21 protein-coding genes are annotated in these 22,315 nt (G+C 60.4%); 8 read left to right on the plus strand and 13 right to left on the minus strand.

Annotation, left to right across the window (positions count from 1 at the left end; all coding sequences use genetic code 11):
- Positions 1–80: 80 nt before the first annotated feature.
- The 5 genes from PMI31_RS15680 (at position 81) to PMI31_RS15700 (ending at position 4,253) form a co-directional block, all read left to right on the plus strand.
- Entirely contained in the window at positions 81–890 is an 810-nt protein-coding gene (locus PMI31_RS15680; protein ID WP_008019089.1) for a MetQ/NlpA family ABC transporter substrate-binding protein, read from the plus strand.
- Positions 891–892: 2 nt separating this feature from the next.
- Positions 893–2,014, plus strand: a complete 1,122-nt coding sequence (locus tag PMI31_RS15685) for a methionine ABC transporter ATP-binding protein (RefSeq protein ID WP_008019090.1) — start codon at positions 893–895, stop codon at positions 2,012–2,014.
- Positions 2,004–2,648 carry a methionine ABC transporter permease gene (locus PMI31_RS15690; RefSeq protein ID WP_007972909.1) on the plus strand — a complete coding sequence of 215 codons (645 nt, stop codon included), beginning with the start codon at positions 2,004–2,006 and terminating at the stop codon, positions 2,646–2,648. The genes PMI31_RS15685 and PMI31_RS15690 overlap by 11 nt, the downstream gene beginning before the upstream one ends.
- A gap of 466 nt (positions 2,649–3,114) precedes the next feature.
- Positions 3,115–3,453, plus strand: coding sequence for a DUF6124 family protein (locus PMI31_RS15695; RefSeq protein WP_008019092.1), 339 nt, complete (start codon positions 3,115–3,117; stop codon positions 3,451–3,453).
- Positions 3,454–3,626: 173 nt separating this feature from the next.
- Positions 3,627–4,253: a class I SAM-dependent methyltransferase gene (locus PMI31_RS15700; protein ID WP_008019093.1), complete on the plus strand. Its 627-nt coding sequence runs from the start codon at positions 3,627–3,629 to the stop codon at positions 4,251–4,253.
- Positions 4,254–4,370: 117 nt separating this feature from the next.
- On the opposite strand, the gene PMI31_RS15705 is transcribed toward PMI31_RS15700, so the two are convergent.
- Genes PMI31_RS15705 through PMI31_RS15715 form a run of 3 tightly spaced genes read right to left on the minus strand, consistent with a single transcriptional unit; the run spans position 4,371 to position 9,582 of the window.
- Positions 4,371–7,421, minus strand: coding sequence for an efflux RND transporter permease subunit (locus PMI31_RS15705; protein ID WP_008019094.1), 3,051 nt, complete (start codon positions 7,419–7,421; stop codon positions 4,371–4,373).
- Positions 7,418–8,482, minus strand: coding sequence for an efflux RND transporter periplasmic adaptor subunit (locus tag PMI31_RS15710; protein WP_008019095.1), 1,065 nt, complete (start codon positions 8,480–8,482; stop codon positions 7,418–7,420). Before PMI31_RS15710 ends, PMI31_RS15705 begins: the two co-directional genes overlap by 4 nt.
- Positions 8,479–9,582 (minus strand): efflux RND transporter periplasmic adaptor subunit, encoded by a 1,104-nt coding sequence (locus PMI31_RS15715; protein ID WP_008019096.1) that lies wholly within the window; start codon positions 9,580–9,582, stop codon positions 8,479–8,481. The genes PMI31_RS15710 and PMI31_RS15715 overlap by 4 nt, the downstream gene beginning before the upstream one ends.
- Before the next feature lie 175 nt (positions 9,583–9,757).
- On the opposite strand from PMI31_RS15715, the gene PMI31_RS15720 reads away from it, so the two are divergent.
- Positions 9,758–10,954, plus strand: coding sequence for an AAA family ATPase (locus PMI31_RS15720; RefSeq protein WP_008019098.1), 1,197 nt, complete (start codon positions 9,758–9,760; stop codon positions 10,952–10,954).
- A 375-nt stretch (positions 10,955–11,329) separates the two neighbouring features.
- Here the strand turns inward: PMI31_RS15720 and PMI31_RS15725 are convergent, their stop codons facing one another.
- From PMI31_RS15725 to PMI31_RS15740, 4 genes are all read right to left on the minus strand, one after another.
- Complete coding sequence (locus tag PMI31_RS15725; protein WP_007983099.1) at positions 11,330–12,112, minus strand: MetQ/NlpA family ABC transporter substrate-binding protein; 783 nt, start codon at positions 12,110–12,112, stop codon at positions 11,330–11,332.
- 273 nt (positions 12,113–12,385) lie between these two features.
- The gene (locus PMI31_RS15730) at positions 12,386–13,309 is read right to left on the minus strand and encodes a sigma 54-interacting transcriptional regulator (protein ID WP_008019100.1); all 924 of its coding nucleotides are present in this window, start codon (positions 13,307–13,309) and stop codon (positions 12,386–12,388) included.
- Positions 13,310–13,364: 55 nt separating this feature from the next.
- A complete protein-coding gene (locus PMI31_RS15735) occupies positions 13,365–13,946 on the minus strand; it encodes an alpha/beta hydrolase (RefSeq protein WP_008019102.1) in 582 nt (193 codons plus the stop codon).
- A 493-nt stretch (positions 13,947–14,439) separates the two neighbouring features.
- Positions 14,440–15,513 (minus strand): fatty acid desaturase, encoded by a 1,074-nt coding sequence (locus PMI31_RS15740; RefSeq protein WP_008019103.1) that lies wholly within the window; start codon positions 15,511–15,513, stop codon positions 14,440–14,442.
- A gap of 100 nt (positions 15,514–15,613) precedes the next feature.
- On the opposite strand from PMI31_RS15740, the gene PMI31_RS15745 reads away from it, so the two are divergent.
- Positions 15,614–16,618, plus strand: coding sequence for an AraC family transcriptional regulator (locus PMI31_RS15745; protein ID WP_008019104.1), 1,005 nt, complete (start codon positions 15,614–15,616; stop codon positions 16,616–16,618).
- Between the two features lie 112 nt (positions 16,619–16,730).
- Here the strand turns inward: PMI31_RS15745 and PMI31_RS15750 are convergent, their stop codons facing one another.
- On the minus strand, positions 16,731–17,417 hold the full coding sequence (locus PMI31_RS15750; protein WP_008019106.1) for a Crp/Fnr family transcriptional regulator: 687 nt from the start codon (positions 17,415–17,417) through the stop codon (positions 16,731–16,733).
- An 82-nt stretch (positions 17,418–17,499) separates the two neighbouring features.
- Between PMI31_RS15750 and PMI31_RS15755 the strand changes: the two genes are divergently transcribed.
- Positions 17,500–18,024, plus strand: a complete 525-nt coding sequence (locus PMI31_RS15755) for an Mpo1 family 2-hydroxy fatty acid dioxygenase (RefSeq protein ID WP_008019107.1) — start codon at positions 17,500–17,502, stop codon at positions 18,022–18,024.
- An 88-nt stretch (positions 18,025–18,112) separates the two neighbouring features.
- Here PMI31_RS15755 and PMI31_RS15760 read toward each other — a convergent pair whose 3' ends face one another.
- The 5 genes from PMI31_RS15760 to oscA all read right to left on the minus strand — a co-directional run bounded on the left by PMI31_RS15760 (position 18,113) and on the right by oscA (position 22,145).
- Positions 18,113–19,102 (minus strand): sulfate/molybdate ABC transporter ATP-binding protein, encoded by a 990-nt coding sequence (locus tag PMI31_RS15760; RefSeq protein WP_008019108.1) that lies wholly within the window; start codon positions 19,100–19,102, stop codon positions 18,113–18,115.
- Positions 19,103–19,105: 3 nt separating this feature from the next.
- On the minus strand, positions 19,106–19,975 hold the full coding sequence (gene cysW, locus PMI31_RS15765) for a sulfate ABC transporter permease subunit CysW (protein WP_008019109.1): 870 nt from the start codon (positions 19,973–19,975) through the stop codon (positions 19,106–19,108).
- A 12-nt stretch (positions 19,976–19,987) separates the two neighbouring features.
- Complete coding sequence (cysT, locus tag PMI31_RS15770; RefSeq protein ID WP_008019110.1) at positions 19,988–20,806, minus strand: sulfate ABC transporter permease subunit CysT; 819 nt, start codon at positions 20,804–20,806, stop codon at positions 19,988–19,990.
- Positions 20,807–20,875: 69 nt separating this feature from the next.
- Positions 20,876–21,889, minus strand: coding sequence for a sulfate ABC transporter substrate-binding protein (locus tag PMI31_RS15775; protein ID WP_008019111.1), 1,014 nt, complete (start codon positions 21,887–21,889; stop codon positions 20,876–20,878).
- A gap of 73 nt (positions 21,890–21,962) precedes the next feature.
- Complete coding sequence (gene oscA, locus PMI31_RS15780) at positions 21,963–22,145, minus strand: sulfur starvation response protein OscA (protein ID WP_008019113.1); 183 nt, start codon at positions 22,143–22,145, stop codon at positions 21,963–21,965.
- Positions 22,146–22,315 lie beyond the last annotated feature (170 nt).

Genomic DNA, 22,315 nt, shown 5'->3' on the forward strand with positions numbered 1-22,315 from the left:
ATCTTCTGTAGGAGCTGGCTTGCCAGCGAAGAGGCCCGCCCCAACACCACAAATTTTCTGCACTGACTGGATAACTCATCATGAAAAAGCACTACCTCTCTCACCCAGTCAAAGCACTGGCCCTGGCCCTCGGCCTGTTCAGCTCGGTGACGTTCGCCGCCGACGCGCCGCTGAAAATCGGCACCACCGCCGCCTTCGCCATTCCCCTGGAAGCGGCCGTCGACGAGGCCTCCAAACAAGGCCTGAAAGTCGAGCTGGTGGAATTCACCGACTGGATCGCGCCGAACGTCAGCCTCGCCGCCGGCGACATCGACGTGAACTACTTCCAGCACATCCCGTTCCTGGAAAACGCCAAGGCCGCTTCGGGTTTCGACCTGGTGCCTTTCGCACCGGGAATCATCAACAACGTCGGCCTCTATTCGAAAAAATACAAAAGCTTCGACGAACTGCCGCAAGGCGCCAGCGTGGCCATCGCCAACGACCCGATCAACAGCGGTCGTGGCTTGCAGCTGCTGGCCAAGGCCGGGCTGATCACCCTCAAGCCCGGCGTCGGCTACAAGGCCACCGAAGAAGACATCATCGCCAACCCGAAGCACATCAAGATCCTCCAGGTCGAAGCCGTGCAACTGGTGCGTGCCTATGACGATGCCGATCTGGTGCAGGGCTACCCGGCCTACATTCGCTTGTCGAAAACCTTCGATGCGGGCTCCGCGCTGCTGTTCGACGGCCTCGATCACAAGGAGTACGTGATTCAGTTCGTGATCCAGCCCAAGAGCAAAACCGACCCGCGCCTGATCAAGTTCGTCGACATCTACCAGCACTCACCCGCTGTGCGCGCCGCGCTGGATAAAGCTCACGGCAAGCTGTACCAAGCCGGCTGGGAAAGCTGAGCATGACCGCCGCCATCCAACGGCGACTGGAGATTCCAGAGCCGCAAAGTGCTGAGCGCACAGAGCTGCATCCCGAGCTAAACCATGCCCACGTCCGCTTCATCGGCCTGGGCAAAACCTACAACGGCCAGCAAGGGCCGGTGGCTGCCCTGCACGGCATCGACCTGGCGATCCAGCGCGGCGAAGTGTTCGGCATCATCGGCCGCAGCGGCGCCGGCAAGTCGTCGCTGATCCGTACCATCAATCGCCTGGAACAACCGAGCAGCGGTCGGGTGCTGATCGATCAGGTGGACATCGGCGAGTTCGACGAAGACCGCCTGGTGGCGCTGCGGCGGCGCATTGGCATGATCTTCCAGCACTTCAATCTGATGTCGGCCAAGACCGTTTGGCAGAATGTCGAGCTACCGCTGAAAGTCGCTGGCGTGCCCAAGGAACAACGCGAGCAAAAGGTCCGTGAACTGCTGGAACTGGTCGGCTTGCAGGCCAAACACAAGGCTTACCCGGCGCAGTTGTCCGGCGGGCAGAAACAACGCGTGGGCATTGCCCGGGCGCTGGTGCATGACCCGCAAATCCTGCTGTGCGACGAAGCCACCTCGGCACTGGACCCGGAGACCACGCAATCGATCCTCGGCCTGCTGCGCGAGATCAATCGGCGCTTGGGCCTGACCATCGTTTTGATCACTCACGAGATGGCGGTGATTCGCGAGATCTGTGATCGGGTGGTCGTGCTCGAACACGGCCGCATCGTCGAACAAGGCCCGGTGTGGGAAGTCTTCGGCAGTCCGCAACATGAGGTCAGCAAGACGCTGCTGGCGCCTTTGCAACACGCCTTGCCGCCAGAGCTGCAAAGCCGTCTGTTGGCGCAAGCGACATCCGCCGATGCCGCCGTGGTCCTGCGCTTGCAGTTCACCGGCAGCCAGCGCGACGAACCGGACCTGGCAGCATTGTTCAGCGCGCTCGGCGGCCGAGTGCGCTTGCTGCAAGGCGGCGTGGAACGGATTCAGGGGCATGCGCTTGGGCAACTGCTGCTGGCGGTGACGGGCTCCCCCCTTGGTGCCGAAGAATTGCGTCAGCGCGCCGGCCAATGGGCGCAACAGGTGGAGGTACTGGGTTATGTGGTTTGATCGCTTGCTGCAGGGGTTTATCGACACGTTCCTGATGGTCGGCGTGTCGTCGTTGATCGCGCTGTTGGCGGGCATTCCGCTGGCCGTGATCCTGGTCACCAGTTCCAAGGGCGGCATCTACGAAGCCCCGGCGCTGAACCGCGCGTTGGGCGCATTCGTGAACTTGTTCCGCTCGGTGCCTTTCCTGATCCTGATGGTCGCTTTGATTCCGTTCACCCGGCTCATCGTCGGCACCACTTACGGCGTATGGGCCGCTGTGGTGCCGCTGACCATCGCGGCTACGCCTTTCTTTGCGCGTATTGCCGAGGTGAGCTTGCGCGAGGTCGACCACGGCTTGATCGAAGCGGCGCAAGCCATGGGCTGCCGGCGCTGGCACATCGTCTGGCATGTGTTGCTGCCAGAAGCGCTGCCCGGGATTGTCGGCGGGTTCACTATTACGCTGGTGACGATGATCAACTCCTCCGCCATGGCCGGGGCGATTGGTGCGGGTGGGTTGGGGGACATTGCGTATCGGTATGGGTATCAGCGGTTTGATAGCCAGATCATGTTGACGGTGATTGTGCTGCTGGTGGCGTTGGTGGCGGTGATTCAGCTGGGTGGGGATCGGTTGGCGCGGGGGTTGAATAAACGCTAACTCTGTAGGAGCGAGCTAGCTCGCGATGGAGGTCAACGATAACGCGGGGAACCTGATTCCCCGTGGCGCCCTCAGGTTTTTCGCGAGCAAGCTCGCTCCTACAGGAGTGGCGATACTGGCGATATTTCGTACAAAGAAATCAGCGTTTCCGAAGGCCCGTTCCCTTTCCTTTGCAGGACGTTTCCTAGATCATTTCGCTCGCTTGCGCCTGCCAAATCCGGTGGCTAGTCTCGGTCCGTCACTGCTTATCAGTGATCGGGTTTAGTAGCCCGGAACAATAGGCGCATAGCGATTCCATGCTCATGTCCGGCGATTTGCCGCATGCAGAATATGGTGGCTGTGCGTGGGGCATCTTCGGATGCACCGGTTTTCCTATTGACCGGCCTACTAACCTGCGTACAGCCGCCACCCAATCGTTTAGTAGGCGATACGTGATGGCTCCCATGCAGCAATAGGAGTAACACTCATGGAACAATCCGTACCCGATCCACCTCCGGAAACATCCACCAACGAAACCAGGGATCGATCAGCGCTCTACCGTGCGATTGATTTTTACCTGACCGGCGATCAACCCACCCGCCCCGATGAACTGCGCTTCTACAACGTCAGCAAAGACGTGAGCTTTGAAGACACCCAGCTCTATGTTGCCGATCTGCTGCGCTGTGCCTCGGTCAATGCCTACCAATGTGGCGATCAACTCAAGGGGGCTGATCGTGCGATGGTGTACTCGATCTGGCATTTGCTGGAGATTGCCAAGGCGATGGTGGATCACTCCATTGAATGCCTGGGGATGAAAAAGGGCTGACATTTCCTGTGTTTTTTAGATAGCCATCGCGGGCAAGCCCGCTCCCACAGGTACCGCGGTGTTTGGACCAGCACGCTGTCCTGTGGGAGCTGGCTTGCCCGCGATGGGCTGCGCAGCAGCCCCCGGCGCCATGGCGTATATTCGGTGAATCCCAATTGCCTGCGCAGCCGACCATGAAGCAAACACCCGACGAACTCGAACAGATCACCTCCACGACCCTCGGTCATTACAACGCAGTCGCCGAAGACTTCCGTGAAGGAACCCGCGATCACGACGTCAGCCAGAACATCGATGCGCTGTTGCGCCACATTCAGAGCGAGGCGCCGTTCGACATTCTCGATTTTGGCTGTGGGCCGGGCCGGGATTTGCAGACGTTCACCCGCATGGGCCACAAGGCGGTCGGCCTCGACGGTTCGGAAAAACTCGCGCAGTTGGCCCGTGAGGACAGTGGTTGCGAGGTCTGGCAGCAGGACTTCCTGAAGCTCGATCTGCCGGCCGAACGCTTCGACGGAATCTTTGCCAATGCGGCGCTGTTTCATGTGCCGCGTCAGGAACTGCCACGGGTGTTGAAGCAGCTGTGGGGAGCGTTGAAACCGGGTGGCGTGTTGTTCAGCTCCAATCCCCGTGGCGAGAATCAGGAAGGCTGGAACGGGCCGCGTTATGGGTCGTACCACGATCTGGCGGCCTGGCAGCAATTGTTGATCGAGGCGGGGTTTGTCGAGCTTGAGCATTACTACCGGCCGGCAGGGCTGCCGCGGGAGCAGCAGCCTTGGTTGGCGAGTGTCTGGCGCAAGGTGTAAAGCCTGCAGGTTTGCGGTGGTTGTGCTGACGTCTTCGCTGGCAAGCCCGCTCCCACAGGGATTGTGCTGGACCCTGTGGGAGCGGGCTTGCCAGCGATGAGCGCGCAGCGCTCGCCTTTACTGCGCCGCTTTCTTCGGCTCGCGAATCTTGTACCAGGCCACATACAGCGCCGGCAAAAACAGCAGCGTCAGCAAGGTGGCGATGACGATCCCGCCGATCATTGCGTAGGCCATCGGCCCCCAGAACACTTCCCGGGCAATCGGGATCATCCCCATGCTCGCCGCCGCCGCGGTCAGCAGGATCGGCCGACGTCGATGTTCGGTGGCCTGCACCACCGCGTCCCATGGCGTATAGCCCTTCTGTTCGTACTCCTCGATCTGGGTCACCAGGATCACCGAGTTACGGATGATGATACCGATAAGCGCCAGAATCCCGAGGATCGCCACGAAGCCCATGGGCGTACCTGTAGGCACCAACGCAAGTACCACGCCGATCAGCCCCAGCGGCGCGACGCTGGCCACCAGGAACAGCTTCTGTACGCTGTGCAGCTGGATCATCAGGAAGGTCGCCATCAAAAACAGCATCAGCGGCACAACCTTGGCAATCGGCCCCTGGGCCTTGCCGCTTTCCTCCACCGTACCACCGGTGGCGACCTTGTAGCCCGCCGGCAATTTGGCAGCGAAATCGTCGATGGACGGCTTGAGAATTCTCACAAGGTCGGTCGGCTGGATCTCGTCGCGTATCGCCGCCTTGATGGTGATGGTCGGCAGGCGATCGCGACGCCACACCAGCGGCTGCTCCAGTTCGTAGCGCACCGTGGCGAACGCCAGCAGTGGAATCGACGTGCCGCCAGGTGTGACGATTTGCAGGTTCTGCAGGGTTTCCGGCGTTCCGCGCTCGGAATCCACCGCACGCCCGACCACGTTGATCAGATAGATGTCGTCGTCTACCTGGGTCACCGACTGGCCGCTGACGATGCCGTTCATCAGGTTGGCCACATCCTCGGAAGACAGCCCCAACTGCCGCGCCTTGTCCTGGGCGATGTCGATGCGCAACACTTTGCCCGGCTCGTTCCAGTCGTAGATGATCTCGCCAATGTGCGGGTTCTTGTCCAGCTCGGTGGCCAGGTCGATGGCATGTCGGCGCACCTGATCGATGTCTTTGCCGCTGACCCGGTACTGGATCGGACGCCCTACCGGCGGGCCCATTTCCAGTGCCTGGACATAACTGCCGATGCCGACGAAGTCGTTGCGCAAGCGCTCGCGAAGCTTCTGCATCATGGCCTCGCGGCTATGGCCTTTGCTGACGATCACCAACTGCGCGTAGAACGGGTTTTGCAGTTGCTGGTCCAGTGGCAGATAGAAGCGGATGGCGCCCTGACCGACATAAGTGCTCCAGCGCACGATGTCCGGATCGTCCTTGAGCGTGGCCTCGAGTCGATCGACGGCCCGGCGGGTTTCGTCGAGCGAGGCGTTTTGCGGCAGGTTCAGATCCACCAGGATCTCCGGTCGATCCGAAGACGGGAAGAACTGGTTCTGCACGTAGCGCATGCCAAACACCGCCAGTACAAAGCACAGTACGGTGATGCCAATGGCCCACCAGCGATTGCGCATGCACCACAGCAGCCCGCCGTTGAACGCCTTGCCGATACGCCCGGGTTCGCCTTCATGGGGTTTCACGTTGGTGCTGAGGATGTGCACGCCGATCACCGGCGCAAACAGAACTGCCACCACCCATGACACCAGCATCGCACAGGCAATCACCGCAAACAGGGTGTAGGTGTACTCGCCGGCAGAGCTGGCGTTCAAGCCGATCGGCACGAAGCCCGCCACCGTGACCAGCGTACCGGTGAGCATCGGGAACGCGGTGGAGGTGTAGGCGAAGGTCGCCGCCTGCTCCTTGGTTTCGCCCAATTCCAGGCGCGTGACCATCATCTCCACGGTGATCATCGCATCGTCCACCAGCAGGCCGAGGGCGATGATCAGTGCACCGAGGGAAATCCGCTGCATGGTGATGCCGCTGTATTCCATGAACACGAACACCATCGCCAGCACCAGCGGGATCGAGCACGCCACCACCAGACCGGCGCGCACGCCAAGGCTGACGAAGCTGACCAGCAGCACGATCACCACCGCCTCGAACAACGCGCTGGTAAAGCCACCGACGGCCTCTTCCACCACCACGGCCTGGTCGGAGACGTTGTAGATGCCGACACCGACCGGCAGGTCGGCGGTCAACTCGTCGATACGGGTATGCAGGGCCTTGCCGAACGCCTGGACGTTGCCACCCTTCTGCATGGCGATCGCCAGGCCGATGGCCGGCTTGCCGTTGAAGCGGAATTCCGGCGAGGCCGGATCGACGTAGCCGCGGCTGATTTCGGCGATGTCGGCCAGACGATAGAAACGGTCGTTGAGCTTGAGGTTGACCTCGGCCAGGTCTTTCTCCGAAGCGAATTGCCCCGAGGTCCGCACCGAAATCCGCTCCGGCCCGGCCTCGATGACACCTGCCGGGGTCACGGCGTTCTGGGTTTGCAGGCTCTGCACCACCTGACGCTGATCAATGCCCAGCGCGGCGAGTTTGCGCGTGGAGAAGTTCAGGTACAGCACTTCGTCCTGCTGGCCGACCATCTCGATCTTGCCCAGCCCCGGAACGCCGCGAATTTCCATGCGGGCCTGTTCCACGTAGTCGCGCAACTGACGCATGGTCAGGCCGTCGGCGGTAAAGGCGTAGATCGACCCGAAGACGTCACCGAACTCGTCGTTGAACGACGGCCCCTGTATGCCTTGTGGGAACTGGTATTTGATGTCGTTGATCTTCTTGCGCACCTGGTACCAGATTTCCGGGATGTCCTTGGCACTGGTGGTGTCGCGCAGGTACACGTACACCGTGGACTCACCGGGGCGCGTGTAGCTTTTCACATAGTCGAGGGAGTCGAGTTCTTCGAGCTTTTTCTCGATCCGGTCGGTGATCTGCTCGAGGGTTTCCTCCTGGGTCGCCCCCGGCCATTTGCTCTGGATCACCATGGTCTTGATGGTGAACGAGGGGTCTTCTTCACGCCCAAGGTTGAAGTACGAGAACACCCCCATCAGCAACGCGACGAACATCAGATACCAGATGAACGACTGATGCTTGAGGGCCCATTCCGAGAGGTTGAAAGGCCCTTTCATTGACTGTCCTCGTCGAATTTCACTGGTTGCCCCGGTTTGAGGCTGTTGACACCGGCACTGACCACTCGCTCGCCGTTCTTCACGCCGCCAGCCAGCACCACGGTGTTGCCGGTGCGGCTGATCACGGTGATGTCACGGGGGGAGACGGTTTTACTCTGTGCATCAATCACCCAGATGCGTGGTTTGCCATCGACCTCCTGGAGCGCGGTGACAGGCAATTCGATGCGCGGCTTGATCGCCGAGCTCAAGGTGACGCTGATTGCCGTCCCCAGACGAAAGCCGGCTGGCGTTTCGGCCAGCGTCAGGCGAGCACGACGGGTGCGTGTGGCGCTTTGAGCCTGAGGTTCGATTTCGCGGATGACCGCCGTGGTGTTGATGCTCGGTTCAAGTTGCACAGCGACCAGGAACACCACATCTTTGGGCAATTGATCGACCAGGGTATCGGGCAGGTCGATCACCGCTTCCTTGATGTCCGGTTGCGCCAGGGTCACCACTGGCTGACCGGCCGTGACCACTTGCCCGGCCTCGGCACTCCACGCGGTGACCACGGCTTTATGATCGGCGCGCAACTCGGTGTAGCCCAGTTGGTCCTTGCTCTGGTTGACGGCGGCCCGGGCCTGATCGAGGGAGGCCTGGGTGGTTTTCAGGTCGGTGTTGGCCGCGTCGAGTTGCGCTTGCGCACCAACCCCGCGGTCAAACAAGGCTTGCTGACGCTGGGCAGTGGCCTTGGCGTTGATCAGTTGCGCCTGGATTTTCGACAGATCGCCCTGAGCCGAGCGTAATTGGTTCTGCTGATCTGAAGGATCGAGGGTGGCCAGCAACGTGCCCTTCTCGACCTCTGTACCGACATCGACGTTACGGTTGGCGATTCGCCCTCCCACGCGGAACCCGGTATTGCTTTCATAACGTGCCTGGATACTGCCGGCGAAGCGGCCCAGGTCTTCTTCGTTCAAGGTCTGAACCTTGATCGACAGCACCGGCCGTACCGGTGCCGGAGGCGGTTCGCTTTTGGAACAGGCGCTCAGCACCAGCCCGATGGACAACGCCCATAAAGGCTTCATGGCTTGGCTCCCCAGGTCAGATCCTTGTAGGTGTTTTCGGCAATCTCGACTTCCATGTCCGGGTGCAACAGCTGCCCGCCCGCGACGATGACTTTGTCCCCTTCCTTCAACCCGTCGCTGATGATGACCTTGCCAGTCAGGTAGCGGCCGACCGTCACCGAATGCAACTGGGCCTTGCCCTTGTCGTCGACAATCCAGACCGCAGGTTTACTGATGTTTTTGGTCAGCGCCGACCACGGCAGCTCGATGGCCGCCTTGCCCGAACCCCTGGCCGTGGCACTCACCACCGAGCCCAATTGCATGCCTTCTGGCAATCTGTCGAGACCGACCTTGACCTGCACGGTGCCGGATTGCGCCGACACCGACGGGGTGACTTCACGTACGGTGCCAGTGGTTTTGATGGCGGGATTGTCGACCAGACTCAGGACAATGGTTTGATCCTTAGGCTTATGGGCCAACAGCGATTCATAGACGTTGAACACGGCATCCCGGTCGCCGTCCCGGGCCAGGCTGAAGACCGGCATCGTCGCCTGCACCACCTGGCCGACTTCTGCCTGGCGTGCGGTAATGATCCCCGGCGCATCGGCGATAAGCGCCGTATAGCTCAACTGATCCCTGGCATTGGCGAACTGCGCCTGGGCAGCGCTCAAGGCGCTCTGGCTGCTGTTCAAGGCAGCCTGGGCCGAGTCGTATTCGCTCTGGCTGGTGTAGCCCTTGGGCAGGAGTTTTTGCTGACGTACGAACGCCGCCGCACTCTGCTTCACCCGCGCCTGCTCGGCGAGCACTTGCGCCTGGGCAGAGTCGACACTGGTCTGCAGATCCTTGGGGTCGAGCCGGGCGAGCACTTGCTTGGCGGTCACGCGATCACCGACGTCAACCGAGCGCTGGATGATCTTGCCGCCCACCCGGAAAGACAACTCTGTCTGTACCCGTGCCTGGATATCGCCGGTGAGGGTGACCGAGGCTGCGTAATCCGTTGGCTTGACGACTTGTACGAACACCCGTGGCAGGTATTCCTGCACGGGTTTTTTCTCCTCGCACGCCGTTAGCAGGGTGACGACACTCAAGGCCATTAGTACTTTCAGTCCGGGAACCGCCATGCAAACTCCTTGGCCTTTTTTATGGACAACTCGACAGAGAGCTTAGAACAGGATTCCAACCTTGCACGGGCGTCTTATGAAGAAAAAATTCACACCGCTTTACCCCTGAAACACTTGCCATAGACGCCTGCGCATGCCTGACAATGAGCCCCGGTCGACCCTCTCAGGAACCCACATGCTCAACACGCTCGCGGTGGCCAATTACCGCTCGATCAACAAACTGGTGATCCCGCTGGGCCGACTGAATCTGATCACCGGGCCCAACGGCAGCGGCAAATCCAACCTGTACCGTGCGTTGCGCCTGTTGGCGGAAACCGCTCACGGTGGGGTGGTCAATGCGCTCGCCCGCGAAGGCGGGCTGGATTCAACCTTCTGGGCCGGTCCGGAAACCCTCTCCCGGCGCATGCGCACCGGCGAAGTCGCCATCGAGCCCAGCGTGCGCCAAGGCGTCAAACGCCTGCGCCTGGGGTTTGCGGGAGAGGATTTCGGCTACTCGATCAGCCTCGGCCTGCCCGATTCCAATGGCCATTTCATGCTGCCCGGGCGCAGCACGCCGATACCGTCTTATTTCAGCCTCGACCCGCAGATCAAACGGGAATGCCTGTGGGCAGGCGCGTTCTATCGACCGGCCAGTCTGCTGGTCGATCGTGACGGCCCGATGATCCGTGCCCGCGCCGATCGGCGCTGGGACGTGCTGGCGCAGCACACGCCGACGTTCGACAGCCTGTTCGATCAGGTCGGCAGCCTGCGCAGCTCTCCGGAAGTGCTGGAGATGCGCGAGTTCATTCGCCGCTGGCGCTTTTACGATCATTTTCGCAGCGATGCCGACGCCCCGGCGCGTCAACCGCAACTGGGCACCCGCACGCCGGTGCTGCATCACGACGGGCGCGATCTGGCGGCGGCCTTGCAGACGATCATCGAAATTGGTGATCCCGAGGCATTGCGGACTGCCATCAGCGACGCGTTTCCCGGTGCACGACTGCACATTGAACCGCTGCCGGGTGGGCGCTTCGCCATCGAGTTCTTTCAGGAAGGCTTGTTGCGGCCGCTGTCGGCCGCCGAGTTGTCGGACGGAACGTTGCGTTACCTGCTGTTGGTCGCGGCGCTGCTGACGCCACGGCCGCCGACACTGATGGTGCTGAACGAGCCGGAGACCAGCCTGCATCCCGACCTGTTGCCGGCGCTGGCGCGCTTGATCATCCGCGCCTCCGAACAGTGCCAGGTGTGGGTGGTGTCCCATGCCCGGCGCTTGATTTCGGCCTTGCAGCAGGACCCCGACTGCAACTGCATCGTGCTGGAGAAAAATCTTGGCCAGACCGCCATTGTCGGCCAACGCATGCTGGATGAACCCGCATGGTATTGGCCGGATTGAACGACACGTGATTTGCCGGGACGATGGAAGACGTCTATTTTCCCTTGCGCTGCAGGAAGGATCTTTTTTTCGAAACACAGCTCCAAGGACGGAACACTTTTGGCCAGACGCCCGGCCAAAACCTCACAAGGACGAGAACATGGCAGACGTACAACCGCCACAACGGCTGGATCCGCAGGACATTCTGAAACTCTTGATAGCCTTGCGCAGGGCTTTGGAGGCCAAGGTAACCTGACCTGACCTGACCTGACCTGACCTGACCTGACCTGACCTGACTAGGACAGGCTCGCACATGCATTGTGCACACGCAAAAAAAACGCCGACGCTATTGCCAGCCGTCGGCGTTTGAAACCTTGAAGGGGTTTACGTCTCGAATCAGAACGCCGGCAGTACCGCACCGCTGTACTTCTTCTCGATGAAGGCTTTCACTTCCGGGCTGGTCAGGGCCTTGGCCAGTTTCTGGATGGCAACGCTGTCCTTGTTGTCCGGACGGGCCACCAGGAAGTTCACGTAAGGCGAATCGGCGCCTTCGATCACCAGTGCGTCTTTAGCCGGGTTCAGACCCGCTTCCAGCGCGTAGTTGGTGTTGATCATGTCCAGGTCAACCTGATCCAGCACGCGCGGCAGCATGGCCGATTCAAGCTCCTTGAACTTGAAGTTGTGCGGGTTTTTGGCGATGTCTTTCGGCGTGGCCAAGGCGTTTTTCGGGTCTTTGAGCTCGATCAGGCCTGCCTTCTGCAGCAGGATCAGGGCACGGCCGCTGTTGCTGCCTTCGTTCGGGATGGCAATGGTCGCGCCATCTTTCAGCTCAGCCAGGGTTTTGACTTTCTTCGAGTAGCCGCCGAAGGGTTCGACGTGCACACCGATCACGGTTTCCAGGTGAGTGCCTTTGCCTTCGTTGAAGCTCTTGAGGTACGGCAGGGTCTGGAAGTAGTTGGCGTCCAGGCGCTTCTGGTCGACCTGCACGTTCGGCTGAACGTAGTCGGTGAAAACTTTGATTTCCAGGTCCACGCCTTCTTTGGCGAGGGTTGGCTTGATCAGCTCGAGAATCTCGGCGTGTGGAATCGGGGTTGCCGCAACCACCAGTTTCTCGCCAGCCTGGGCCAGGCCCGCGGTCAGGGCAGCCGCCAGTGCGGTGAACAACAGAACCTTTTTCATGCAGTGTCCTTATCGAAAATCGCAGTCGCTTGTGGCGACGGCTTGAAAACGAGAGTGCCAGTGAAGTGCTATCGCTGGCGTGAAGCGGACAATACCGGGATTTTTTATTCCCGAACAATAACGTTTATTCAGCTTCATATTCCATTTTGTTCATACAGCTCTAGCCCGCACCTCACCCTGTAGGAGCGAGCCTGCTCGCGATGATCGCCAGGACAACGCGGGCATTCAGGAAACCCGCGTCATCGTTGACGACCATCGCGAGCAGGCTCGCTCCTACAGGAGGCCGATGCTTGCGAGCAGTTGTTTCAAGGCGTCTTTTTCGGCAGCGGAACCGTTGCCAAGAATCCGCTTGATCTGCCGTTCGATCTGTCCAAGACCTTCATCGGGCAAATTCAAATGCTCCGGCAAGATCTCGTCGCCGGTACTCACCAACAGCGCAAAGTGAATGACGTTTTCCAGTTCCCGGGTATTGCCCGGCCATCTGTGGCGTTCCAGCACGCGTTGCGCGGCCTCGCTGATCAGCGGCACCGGCAAGTCTAGGCGCTGGCTGTAAATCCCGAGGAAGTATTCGGCCAGCGGCAGGATGTCACCCGTGCGCTCGCGCAGTGCCGGCAGTTCGAGCGGGCCCTCGCTGAGGTAGTGATAGAGCCGCTCATGGAATTTTCCGGCGGCAACCGCCTGGGCCAGATCGATGCTGGTGGCCGCCACCAGGCGCACATCCACCGGGCTCGGCTGATGAGCGCCGACGCGGGTGACTTCGTGGTTCTCCAGGGCGGCGAGCAGTTTGATCTGAATCGGCAGCGGCAGGTCGCCGATTTCGTCCAGGTACAGCGTGCCGCCGTTGGCCGAGCCGAACCAGCCGGCACGACTGCTCGCTGAACCGCTGTAGCTGCCCGCGGCGTAGCCAAACAACTCGGCGTCGGCGTAGGTCGGGCTGATGGCGCCGCAGTTGACCGACACGAATAACCCGCCGCGATCACTGGCGCGGTGGATATGACGGGCCAGCAATTCCTTGCCGGTGCCGGTTTCGCCACGGATCAGCACTGACACTGAACGCGTGGCCAGTTGCTCAAGGTCTTCGCGTAATTGCCGTGAACGTGGATCGACAAACACCAGCGCCTTGGCGCGAATGCTCAGGGGACTTTTTTCGGCATCGGGAAAGGTCAGCAGCGGCTGACCGAAGGTTTCAAAGCTCATGGCAGACTCCCGCCCAAAACCGCCGGGAGACGGGGGCGTTAAATAAGGAAAGTGTTCAAGCGCGACGCAGGGCGTGGTGTTCCGTACGGTTTTGCAGGCGATAGAGATAGGCAAAACCCTGCTCCCAGCGCTGGTGACCGGATTTCACGTTGATATGGCCCGCCCCTGCCAGAATCCCCGCCTCGGCGCCCCAGTTGCGCGCCAGCTCCAGAGCTCGCGGCGCACTGACGGCGTTGTCGTTATCGGAACTGACGACCTGGCTCGGGAATGGCAGCAGGTCCGTCGGGATCGGCGCGAAGTTGCGCAAGGCCGGCGCGCAGGCCGGGCGTTCGACGTCCGCCGGCGCGACCAGCAAGGCACCGCGCACCTGACGCAAAAACTGCACAGGCGCGGTGGCTGCCCAATGAGCGACGGTGATGCAACCCAGGCTGTGGGCGATCAGGATGACCGGCGTGCTGTCGGCGGCAATCGCCTCGGCCAGCGCCGCGACCCAGTCTTCACGACGTGGCGTCAGCCAGTCGGCCTGCTCCACCCGTGCGCTGTTCGGCAGGCTGTTCTGCCAGTGGCTTTGCCAATGATCTTCTGGCGATCCTTGCCAGCCCGGCACAATCAGGTAGCGAATTGATTCGTTGCGCATGGGGAAGCTCTCCTGCGTGTCTGTTCCCGGTCGAGTATAGGGAGGTGAGATATATTCGTTAAGGAATAAGAAGCTATTTATTAAGACCTTAATCGAATATTAAATGCTGACCTGTAGGAGCTGGCTTGCCAGCGAAGGCGTTTTTTGGGTCAGTAGAGATGTTGCCTGACCAACCGCTTTCGCTGGCAAGCCAGCTCCTACGGTTTTGTGTTTGCCGGAAATAAAAAAAGGGCCGCACCCTGCCAAGGAGACGGCCCCGGAAACTCAAAACCTGCTAGCGCGAGTCAACATCACTGAGGAGCGATGATTGGCTGAAATGGTTATCCAATAAAGGAATATTTAATTCAGTTGTTAGACCTTAATCGCATAAATGAATCAACGATACAGTGACCGCCAAGCCTCCCTGCTTGCCTCATAACCTATCGCCTCTTTGGGTCAGATTGATGACTAGGTTTCACCACCCCGTGCACTTTTGAGTTTCCTGTCACCTCTATCAAGCCTGAGCGGCACGGGTCTCTTGAGGTTGTACCGCTACTTCGCGCTCGAAGCGGTTCGCCCGTGCAAACGTGCCAAAATCGTTGAAGCGCACGCCCATCTCACGCATCACCTTGTGCGCAACCGGCGCAGTCAGCTGACGAATGTAGAACGGTTCCTTCACCACAAAGTGATGGATCCCGTGGCTGCTGCCGAAGTTGAAGCAGAACGCCTGCAACGGCCACAGCCACCAGGCATTCAGTACCTGGGTCTGTTGCATCACGTTGCCCGGCTCCACATCACCGTAGTAGTGCATGTTCGAGCTGATGAAATGCAGGCAGAACGTGCGCAACACGTTCGGGCCGATGATCACGACTGCCGCGATGTCGATCACCTGCATCATCGACAACGTCGTCGCCGACCACTCGACCGGTGCGCCCATCAGATGCGCAACGCCATTCGCTGCATGGAAACCGAGAAACACGTACCACGCACCCCAATGCATCAACGCCAGCGGCGCGTAGACCTTCAGCGTGCGGTAAATGATGCTGAACTTCATGGCCCAGGTCTTGGCCCGCAGCATGCGGATGAACGACGACATGATGTTGTCGCCAATCATCAGGAACCGTGCGAAACCCCATGGTTCGCCGTTGGTGATGGCGCGTTCCTCCATGTCGGCTTCGGAGCCGGAGACCTTGTGGTGGTTGAGGTGCAGGTGGCGGCGAATCCACGGGTTGATGGTGCTCGGCCGCGCCAGCCACACCAGGCCCATCATCAGGTTGTGCGGCACCTTCTGCTTGCGAAAGTACATGCTATGGATCAGGTCGTGTTCCAGCTCGTGGGTCAGCGAGGCGAAAAACGCGTTGAGCAGCAGGCACGCCCACCAGGCCATGTGCCCGGTCAGGTAGAGCGCGGCCGAGCCGATCATACCGGCCAGGGCGAAGGCCAGAATGCCTGCGCCGAGGGCGTCCTGATGCTTGAGAATCGGGTACTGCTCGCGCAATTCGACGCCTCTGGCCAGCACCACTTCACGGATATGGGCTGATCGTTGAGCTGCATTCAGTCGTTGGGGGCTTGCAGAAGTACGGTCCATGCTTCCATCCTCTGGTTATTGATGGTTGCATCCTGCCTTGCGTACCTTCGCAACGCGGTAGCCGAGAACGCCAACCTGTTGACCGGAAGCGCCAATCAGCATGACCGAACCGACCTCTCTCGCCAGCTGGACCCGCGCCTTGCGCAAGCAACTCGATGCCCTGGGCATCGACAGCACCGCGCTGTGCCATCAAGCCGGACTCGATCCACAGTTGATGGACGACCCGAACGCCCGATACCCGCTGTCGGGCACCACACAGCTGTGGGCGTTGGCGGTGCAGGTCAGCGGCGACCCGGCGATTGGCTTGCGGGTTTCGCGCTTCGTCAGCCCGACCACCTTCCATGCGCTGGGTTATGCACTGGTGGCCAGCGGCAGTTTGCGGGAGGTGTTCGAGCGCATCGTGCGTTATCACCAGGTGGTCAGCGATGCCCTGGAACTGGAACTGACCCGCGCTGAGGATCGCTACCATTTCCGCCTGAAAATCCCTTCCGGCAACCCGGCCCCGGCCTTCGAAGCCATCGATGCGTTCATGGCGATTTACGTGCGCACCTGCCGCAATCGCCTGGGCCGCGAATACGCGCCGCTGGCGACCTACCTGCGCCGTCCGGAGCCAGCAGACTCGCACCAATGGCATAAAGTCTTTCGCTCGCCCGTGCATTTCAGCGCCGAAGAGGATCGACTGGAGTTTGCCCTCGTCGACTTCGACAGCCACCTGGATGACGCCAACCCGGAACTGGCCGAACACAATGAAACCGTGCTCAAGCGAACCCTGGCGCAACTCAAGCCGCTGACGTGGGAGCGCAAGGTCCGCGACGCCATCGAAGAACAACTGCCCGAAGGCGAACCCAGCGCCGAGCACATCGCCAAGGCCCTGCACTTGAGCCTGCGCAGCCTGCAACGGCATCTGGCGGATGAAGGCTGCCGGTTCGATACGCTGCTCAACGAAAGCCGCGAGAATCTCGCGCTGCTGCACCTGCGTGACCCTCAGGTGTCGCTGAGTGAAATCAGTTATCTGCTCGGATTTGCCGACACCAGCAGCTTCAGTCGCGCGTTCAAGCGCTGGACGGGGATGACACCGGGGCAGTTTCGGGATGGGTTGCGGTGATCCAGCCCTGAAAATGGGTTGACTGGGCTGGCCTCTTCGCGGGCAAGCCCGCTCCCACAGGGTTATGTGGTTAGCCACACATTCGAAGTTCACAAGGGATATGCGTCGAGTTTCAGATTGTGGTCAGTTCCCGCAACCGCACAGCATCGAGGATTTCAATTTCGCCGTAACTCAGTCCGATGATCCCCTGCCCTTGCAGCTCCTTGAGAATCTGGTTGGTGGTCTGGCGCGACAGCGACAACATTGAAGCCAGCTGCTCCTGGGGTAGCTGCAGGACGCGGCGCGCAGGGACGGTCTCGCCATAGCCTTCGGCGATCATCAACAAGCGGTGCGCCAGCCGTGCCGGGGCCGGCAACAGGCTCAATTGTTCGAGGTTGATGAAGGTCATGCGCAATTTCTGGCTCATCAGCAACGCCAGTTGCCGCCAGTGCTGCGGATGCTCGTCGAGCAGCGCCAGCAAGGTGTTCTGGGGAATGTGCAGCAGCGTGCACTGGCCCACGCCGTACGCATCGTGAGTGCGTGGCTGGCCATCGAACAGACAGATTTCACCAAACCAGTGCGGCGGCTCCACCAGGCTCAGCAACGCTTCCTTGCCCTGCTCGCTCACGGCACCGACGCGCACCGCGCCTTCAAGCACCGCGTACAGGCCACAGGGCGGATCGCCACGCTTGAACAGCCGCTGGCCCGGTGACAAGCGCCGCACCCTGGCCACCGACAGCAGACTATCCTGTAGGGAAACAGGCAAATGGCTGAACCACTGACCGCTCATCAAGCGTGGACGCCAAACCTGCATATCCATGAAAACTCCTAGAGATTGTCGCCTGGCTGACAGAGCGAGAAGTGGCCCCGGGGCATGATCAGTCACCCCACAGGAGAACAACATGAAAAGCCTCGTCGACCATCTCAGTCAATACGCCGCCTACCACCGTGACCCGCGCAACATTGCATCGCACTTTATCGGCATTCCGCTGATCGTGATCGCCGTCGCGGTGTTGCTGTCTCGGCCGGATTGGTCGCTGGGCGGCGTGTGGCTGTCACCGGCAGTGCTCGTCTCGCTGGCATCGGCGTGGTTTTACCTGCGCCTGGAGTTGCGCCTTGGCGTGTTGATGACCGTGTTGCTCGGGCTGAGTGTCTGGGCCGGTCATGCGCTGGCGCAGCAAAGTACGCTGGTGTGGCTGGGTAGCGGTGTGGCGATGTTCGTGATCGGTTGGGCGATCCAGTTTGTCGGCCATCACTACGAAGGGCGCAAACCGGCATTTGTCGATGACGTCACCGGGTTGATCGTCGGGCCGCTGTTCGTGGTGGCGGAGCTGGCGTTCATGCTGGGAATGCGACATGAGCTGAAAGAGCAGATCGAGGCGCGGGCGGGCGGGGTGCGGGTCAATCCGAAGCGTGCTGCTGTCTAGATCGCCATCGCGGGCAAGCCCGCTCCCACAGGGATCTGTGTCGTTCACAAAACCTGTGGGAGCGGGCTCGCCCGCGATGCTTTTGATCTTAAATGTTGGCGAGTTTCTGCCAGACCTTCGGCTTGAAGAACAGCGTCTCGCCCTTCGCCAACCCGATCAGGCTGTCGTGATCCTTGACCACTTCGGCCTCGATCAGATCGCTCTGCCCTTCAACCTTCAGTGTCACCCGCGTGGTCGCACCCAACGGACGGATATCCCGCACCTCAGCCGCGTGGTGATCTTCCAGTTCATGGCGCGACAGCGACACCTCGTGCGGGCGGAACAGCACGTGGTTGTCTTCGCCCAGGTGCAGTCGGTTCGAATCACCGAGGAAGTGATAGACGAAATCGCTGGCCGGGTTTTCGTAGACGTCGCCCGGTGAGCCAATCTGCTCGATCACACCCTTGTTCATCACCACGATACGGTCGGCGACTTCCATCGCTTCTTCCTGATCGTGGGTCACGAACACCGAGGTCAGGTTGATGTCTTCATGCAACCGCGCCAGCCAGCGGCGCAGTTCCTTGCGAACCTTGGCGTCGAGGGCGCCGAAAGGTTCGTCGAGCAGCAGCACTTTCGGCTCCACCGCCAGGGCGCGGGCCAGTGCAATGCGCTGACGCTGACCGCCAGAGAGTTGTTCCGGGTAGCGGTCCGACAGCCAGTCCAGTTGCACCATGTTCAGCAGTTCGTGGACTTTGGTTGCGATCTGGCTTTCGCTCGGGCGCTGGTTTTTCGGTTTCATGCGCAGGCCGAACGCGACGTTGTCGAACACCGTCATGTGGCGGAACAAGGCGTAGTGCTGGAACACGAATCCGACGTTGCGATCCCGCACGTCATGGCCGGAAACGTCTTCACCGTGGAACACGATGTTGCCCTGATCCGGTGTTTCCAGGCCGGCGATGATCCGCAGCAGCGTGGTTTTGCCGCAGCCCGACGGACCGAGCAACGCGACGAGCTCGCCGCTCTGGATGTCCAGGCTGATGTTGTCCAGCGCCTTGAACGCGTGGAAGTTCTTGCTGACGTTACGCACTTCGATCGACATGAATTATTCCTCCGCGGCGCTGGCGCGCAGGCGGTTAATACGGTTTTCGCTCCACTGCTTGGCCAGCAGGATGAAGAGCGCCAGGATCAGCAACAGGCTCGCCACGGCGAACGCGGCCACGTGGTTATATTCGTTGTAGAGGATTTCCACGTGCAGCGGCAGGGTGTTGGTCACCCCGCGAATGTGCCCGGAAACCACCGACACCGCACCGAACTCCCCCATGGCCCGCGCAGTACACAACACCACGCCGTAGATCAGGCCCCATTTGATGTTGGGCACGGTGACGTGCCAGAACATCTGCCAGCCGTTGGCGCCGAGCAGGCGCGCGGCTTCCTCTTCCTGAGTGCCCTGCTCCTGCATCAGCGGGATCAGTTCACGGGCCACGAACGGCACGGTGACGAAAATCGTCGCCAGCACGATGCCCGGCAGGGCGAAGACGATCTGGATGTCGTGATCCTGCAGCCACGGGCCGAACAGACCCTGGGCGCCGAACATCAGCACGTAGACCAGACCGGCGATCACCGGGGATACCGAGAACGGCAGGTCGATCAGCGTCACCAGCATGCTCTTGCCGCGGAACGAGTACTTGCTCACGCACCAGGCGGCACTGACGCCGAACACCAGGTTCAGTGGCACCGAAATCAGTACGGCGATGACCGTGAGTTTCAGGGCCGACAGCGCATCCGGCTCAAAGATCGCGGTGAAGAATGCTCCGAGGCCGAGCTTCAGGCCCTGGGACACCACGATGAACAGCGGCAGCAGCAGGAACAGCGCAAAAATCAGCCAGCCAAGGCCGATCAGGATTCGCCGCGAGGTCGCACTGCCACGGCGGGCAGCGTTCGAGGAAGCGGCAGCAATAGACGATTGGGACATGGGTGCGCCTCCTTATGGGGTTTCGATGCGCCGCTGCAACAAGTTGATCAGCAGCAACAGGACGAAGGAAACCACCAGCATCAGTACACCAATGGACGTAGCGCCGGTGTAATCGTATTGGTCGAGTTTGACCATGATCAGCAGCGGCAAGATCTCGGTTTTCATCGGCATGTTGCCGGCGATGAAAATCACCGAACCATACTCGCCGACCCCGCGGGCAAAGGCCAACGCGAAGCCGGTCAACCAGGCGGGCAGCAACGCTGGCAGCAGGATATGGCGGAAAACCTGCAACGGTTTCGCACCCAGGCACGCAGCCGCTTCTTCCACTTCACGGGGAATATCGGCCAATACTGGCTGTACGGTACGTACTACGAATGGAAGTGTCACAAAAGTGAGGGCAAGGGTGATGCCCAAGGGGGTGTAGGCGATCTTGAAACCCAGATCCGTTGCAAACTGACCAACCAGGCCGGTAGGGGTGTACAAGGCTGTCAGCGCAATACCGGCCACCGCCGTGGGCAATGCGAACGGCAGGTCGATCATGGCGTCGATGACTTTGCGTCCAGGGAAGGTATAGCGCACTAATACCCAGGCCAGCAGCGTGCCGATGATGCCGTTGATGATCGCGGCACACAGGGCGGTGCCGAAACTGAGCTTCAACGCGGCCAGCACCCGTGGCGCCGAGATGATTGCCCAGAACTGATCCCAGGTGAGTTGAGCGGCATGCACGAACATCGCCGCCAGTGGTATGAGCACAATCAGGCTGAGGTACACCAAGGTGTAGCCCAGCGTCAGCCCGAAGCCGGGTATGACGGGGGAGATACGACGCGACATAAAAGTCCTTGGTTGAGAACGCACAAAGCCTCGAATCGAAATTCGAGGCTCATTGATGGCTATTTAAGACTACTGCGCCTGGTAGATCTGGTCGAACACGCCGCCGTCATTGAAGAATTTCGGCTGCGCGGTTTTCCAGCCGCCGAAGTCCTTGTCGATGCTCACCAGTTCCAGTTTCGGGAACTGTTGGGCGTATTTGGCGGCGACATCCTTGTCCCGTGGACGGTAGAAATTCTTCGCCGCGATTTCCTGGCCGGCCGGGCTGTACAGGTGCTTGAGGTAGGCTTCGGCGATCTGCTCGTTGCCTTTTTTCTCGGCGTTCTTGTCGACCACCGCCACCGGTGGCTCGGCGAGGATCGACAGCGAAGGCACGACGATGTCGAACTTGTCGGCGCCGCCTTCTTCTTTCAACGCCAGGAAGGCTTCGTTTTCCCAGGCCAGCAATACATCGCCCTGACCGTTGTTGACGAAGGTAATGGTCGAACCGCGAGCGCCGGTATCCAGCACTGGCACGTGCTTGAACAGGTTTTGTACGTATTCCTTGGCCTTGGCTTCGTCGCCGCCGTTGGCTTTCAGGCCATAGGCCCAGGCCGCGAGGAAGTTCCAGCGCGCACCGCCGGAGGTTTTCGGGTTCGGCGTGATCACCGAGACGTCATTCTTGACCAGGTCACCCCAGTCCTTGATGCCTTTAGGGTTGCCCTTGCGCACCAGGAACACGATGGTCGAGGTGTAAGGCGTGCTGGCGTCCGGCAGGCGCTTTTGCCAGTCGGCCGGCAAGGTTTTGCCCAGCTTGGCGATTTCGTCGATGTCACCGGCCAGGGCCAGGGTCACGACGTCGGCACGCAGACCATCGATCACCGCCCGGCCTTGCTTGCCCGAACCGCCGTGGGATTGCTGGATCTTCACGGTGTCGCCGGCATGCTCCTTTTGCCAGAACTTGACGAATTCGGCGTTGTAGTCCTGGTACAGCTCGCGGGTCGGGTCGTACGACACGTTGAGCAGTTCGTAGTCCTTGGCTACCGCGGAACCGGCGAAAAGGGCACTGGCCAGGGCGGCCAAAGCGAAGTGGCGAATCGACGACATGGTGAAAGCTCCTGGAATTCTTGGTTTGTTGGCTTTTTTATGGGATATCGGAAATCGCGGTGCCTGGTTCGCCTCAGCCCGGCTTGTTGCCCGGCTGCTGCAAACGGAATTTTTCCTTGCGTTCGATCTGCACCACCTGGGCGTTGTGCACGGTGATTTCCACGGCACCAAAGCGCAGGTCGCGCAGGGCACTCTGGATTTCACGCAGGATGGCGGCTTCGTCTTGACCGTCGACGCTACGCAGGGATGCGCTCATATTGCTGCTCCTTCAACTGAGAGGTTGCCTCGCAGTGTCGGCACTGCTTGCGGCTTGAGAGCAATACTAGAGAGGTGTAGATATTCTTAAAAAGACTATTTAAGAATGTTTATATAACCAGAAGAGATTACTTGAAAGGACATGGGCTTGAGGTGAACAACCCACTTTCA

Source organism: Pseudomonas sp. GM55, from assembly GCF_000282395.1.
Taxonomy (GTDB): domain Bacteria; phylum Pseudomonadota; class Gammaproteobacteria; order Pseudomonadales; family Pseudomonadaceae; genus Aquipseudomonas; species Aquipseudomonas fluorescens_CC.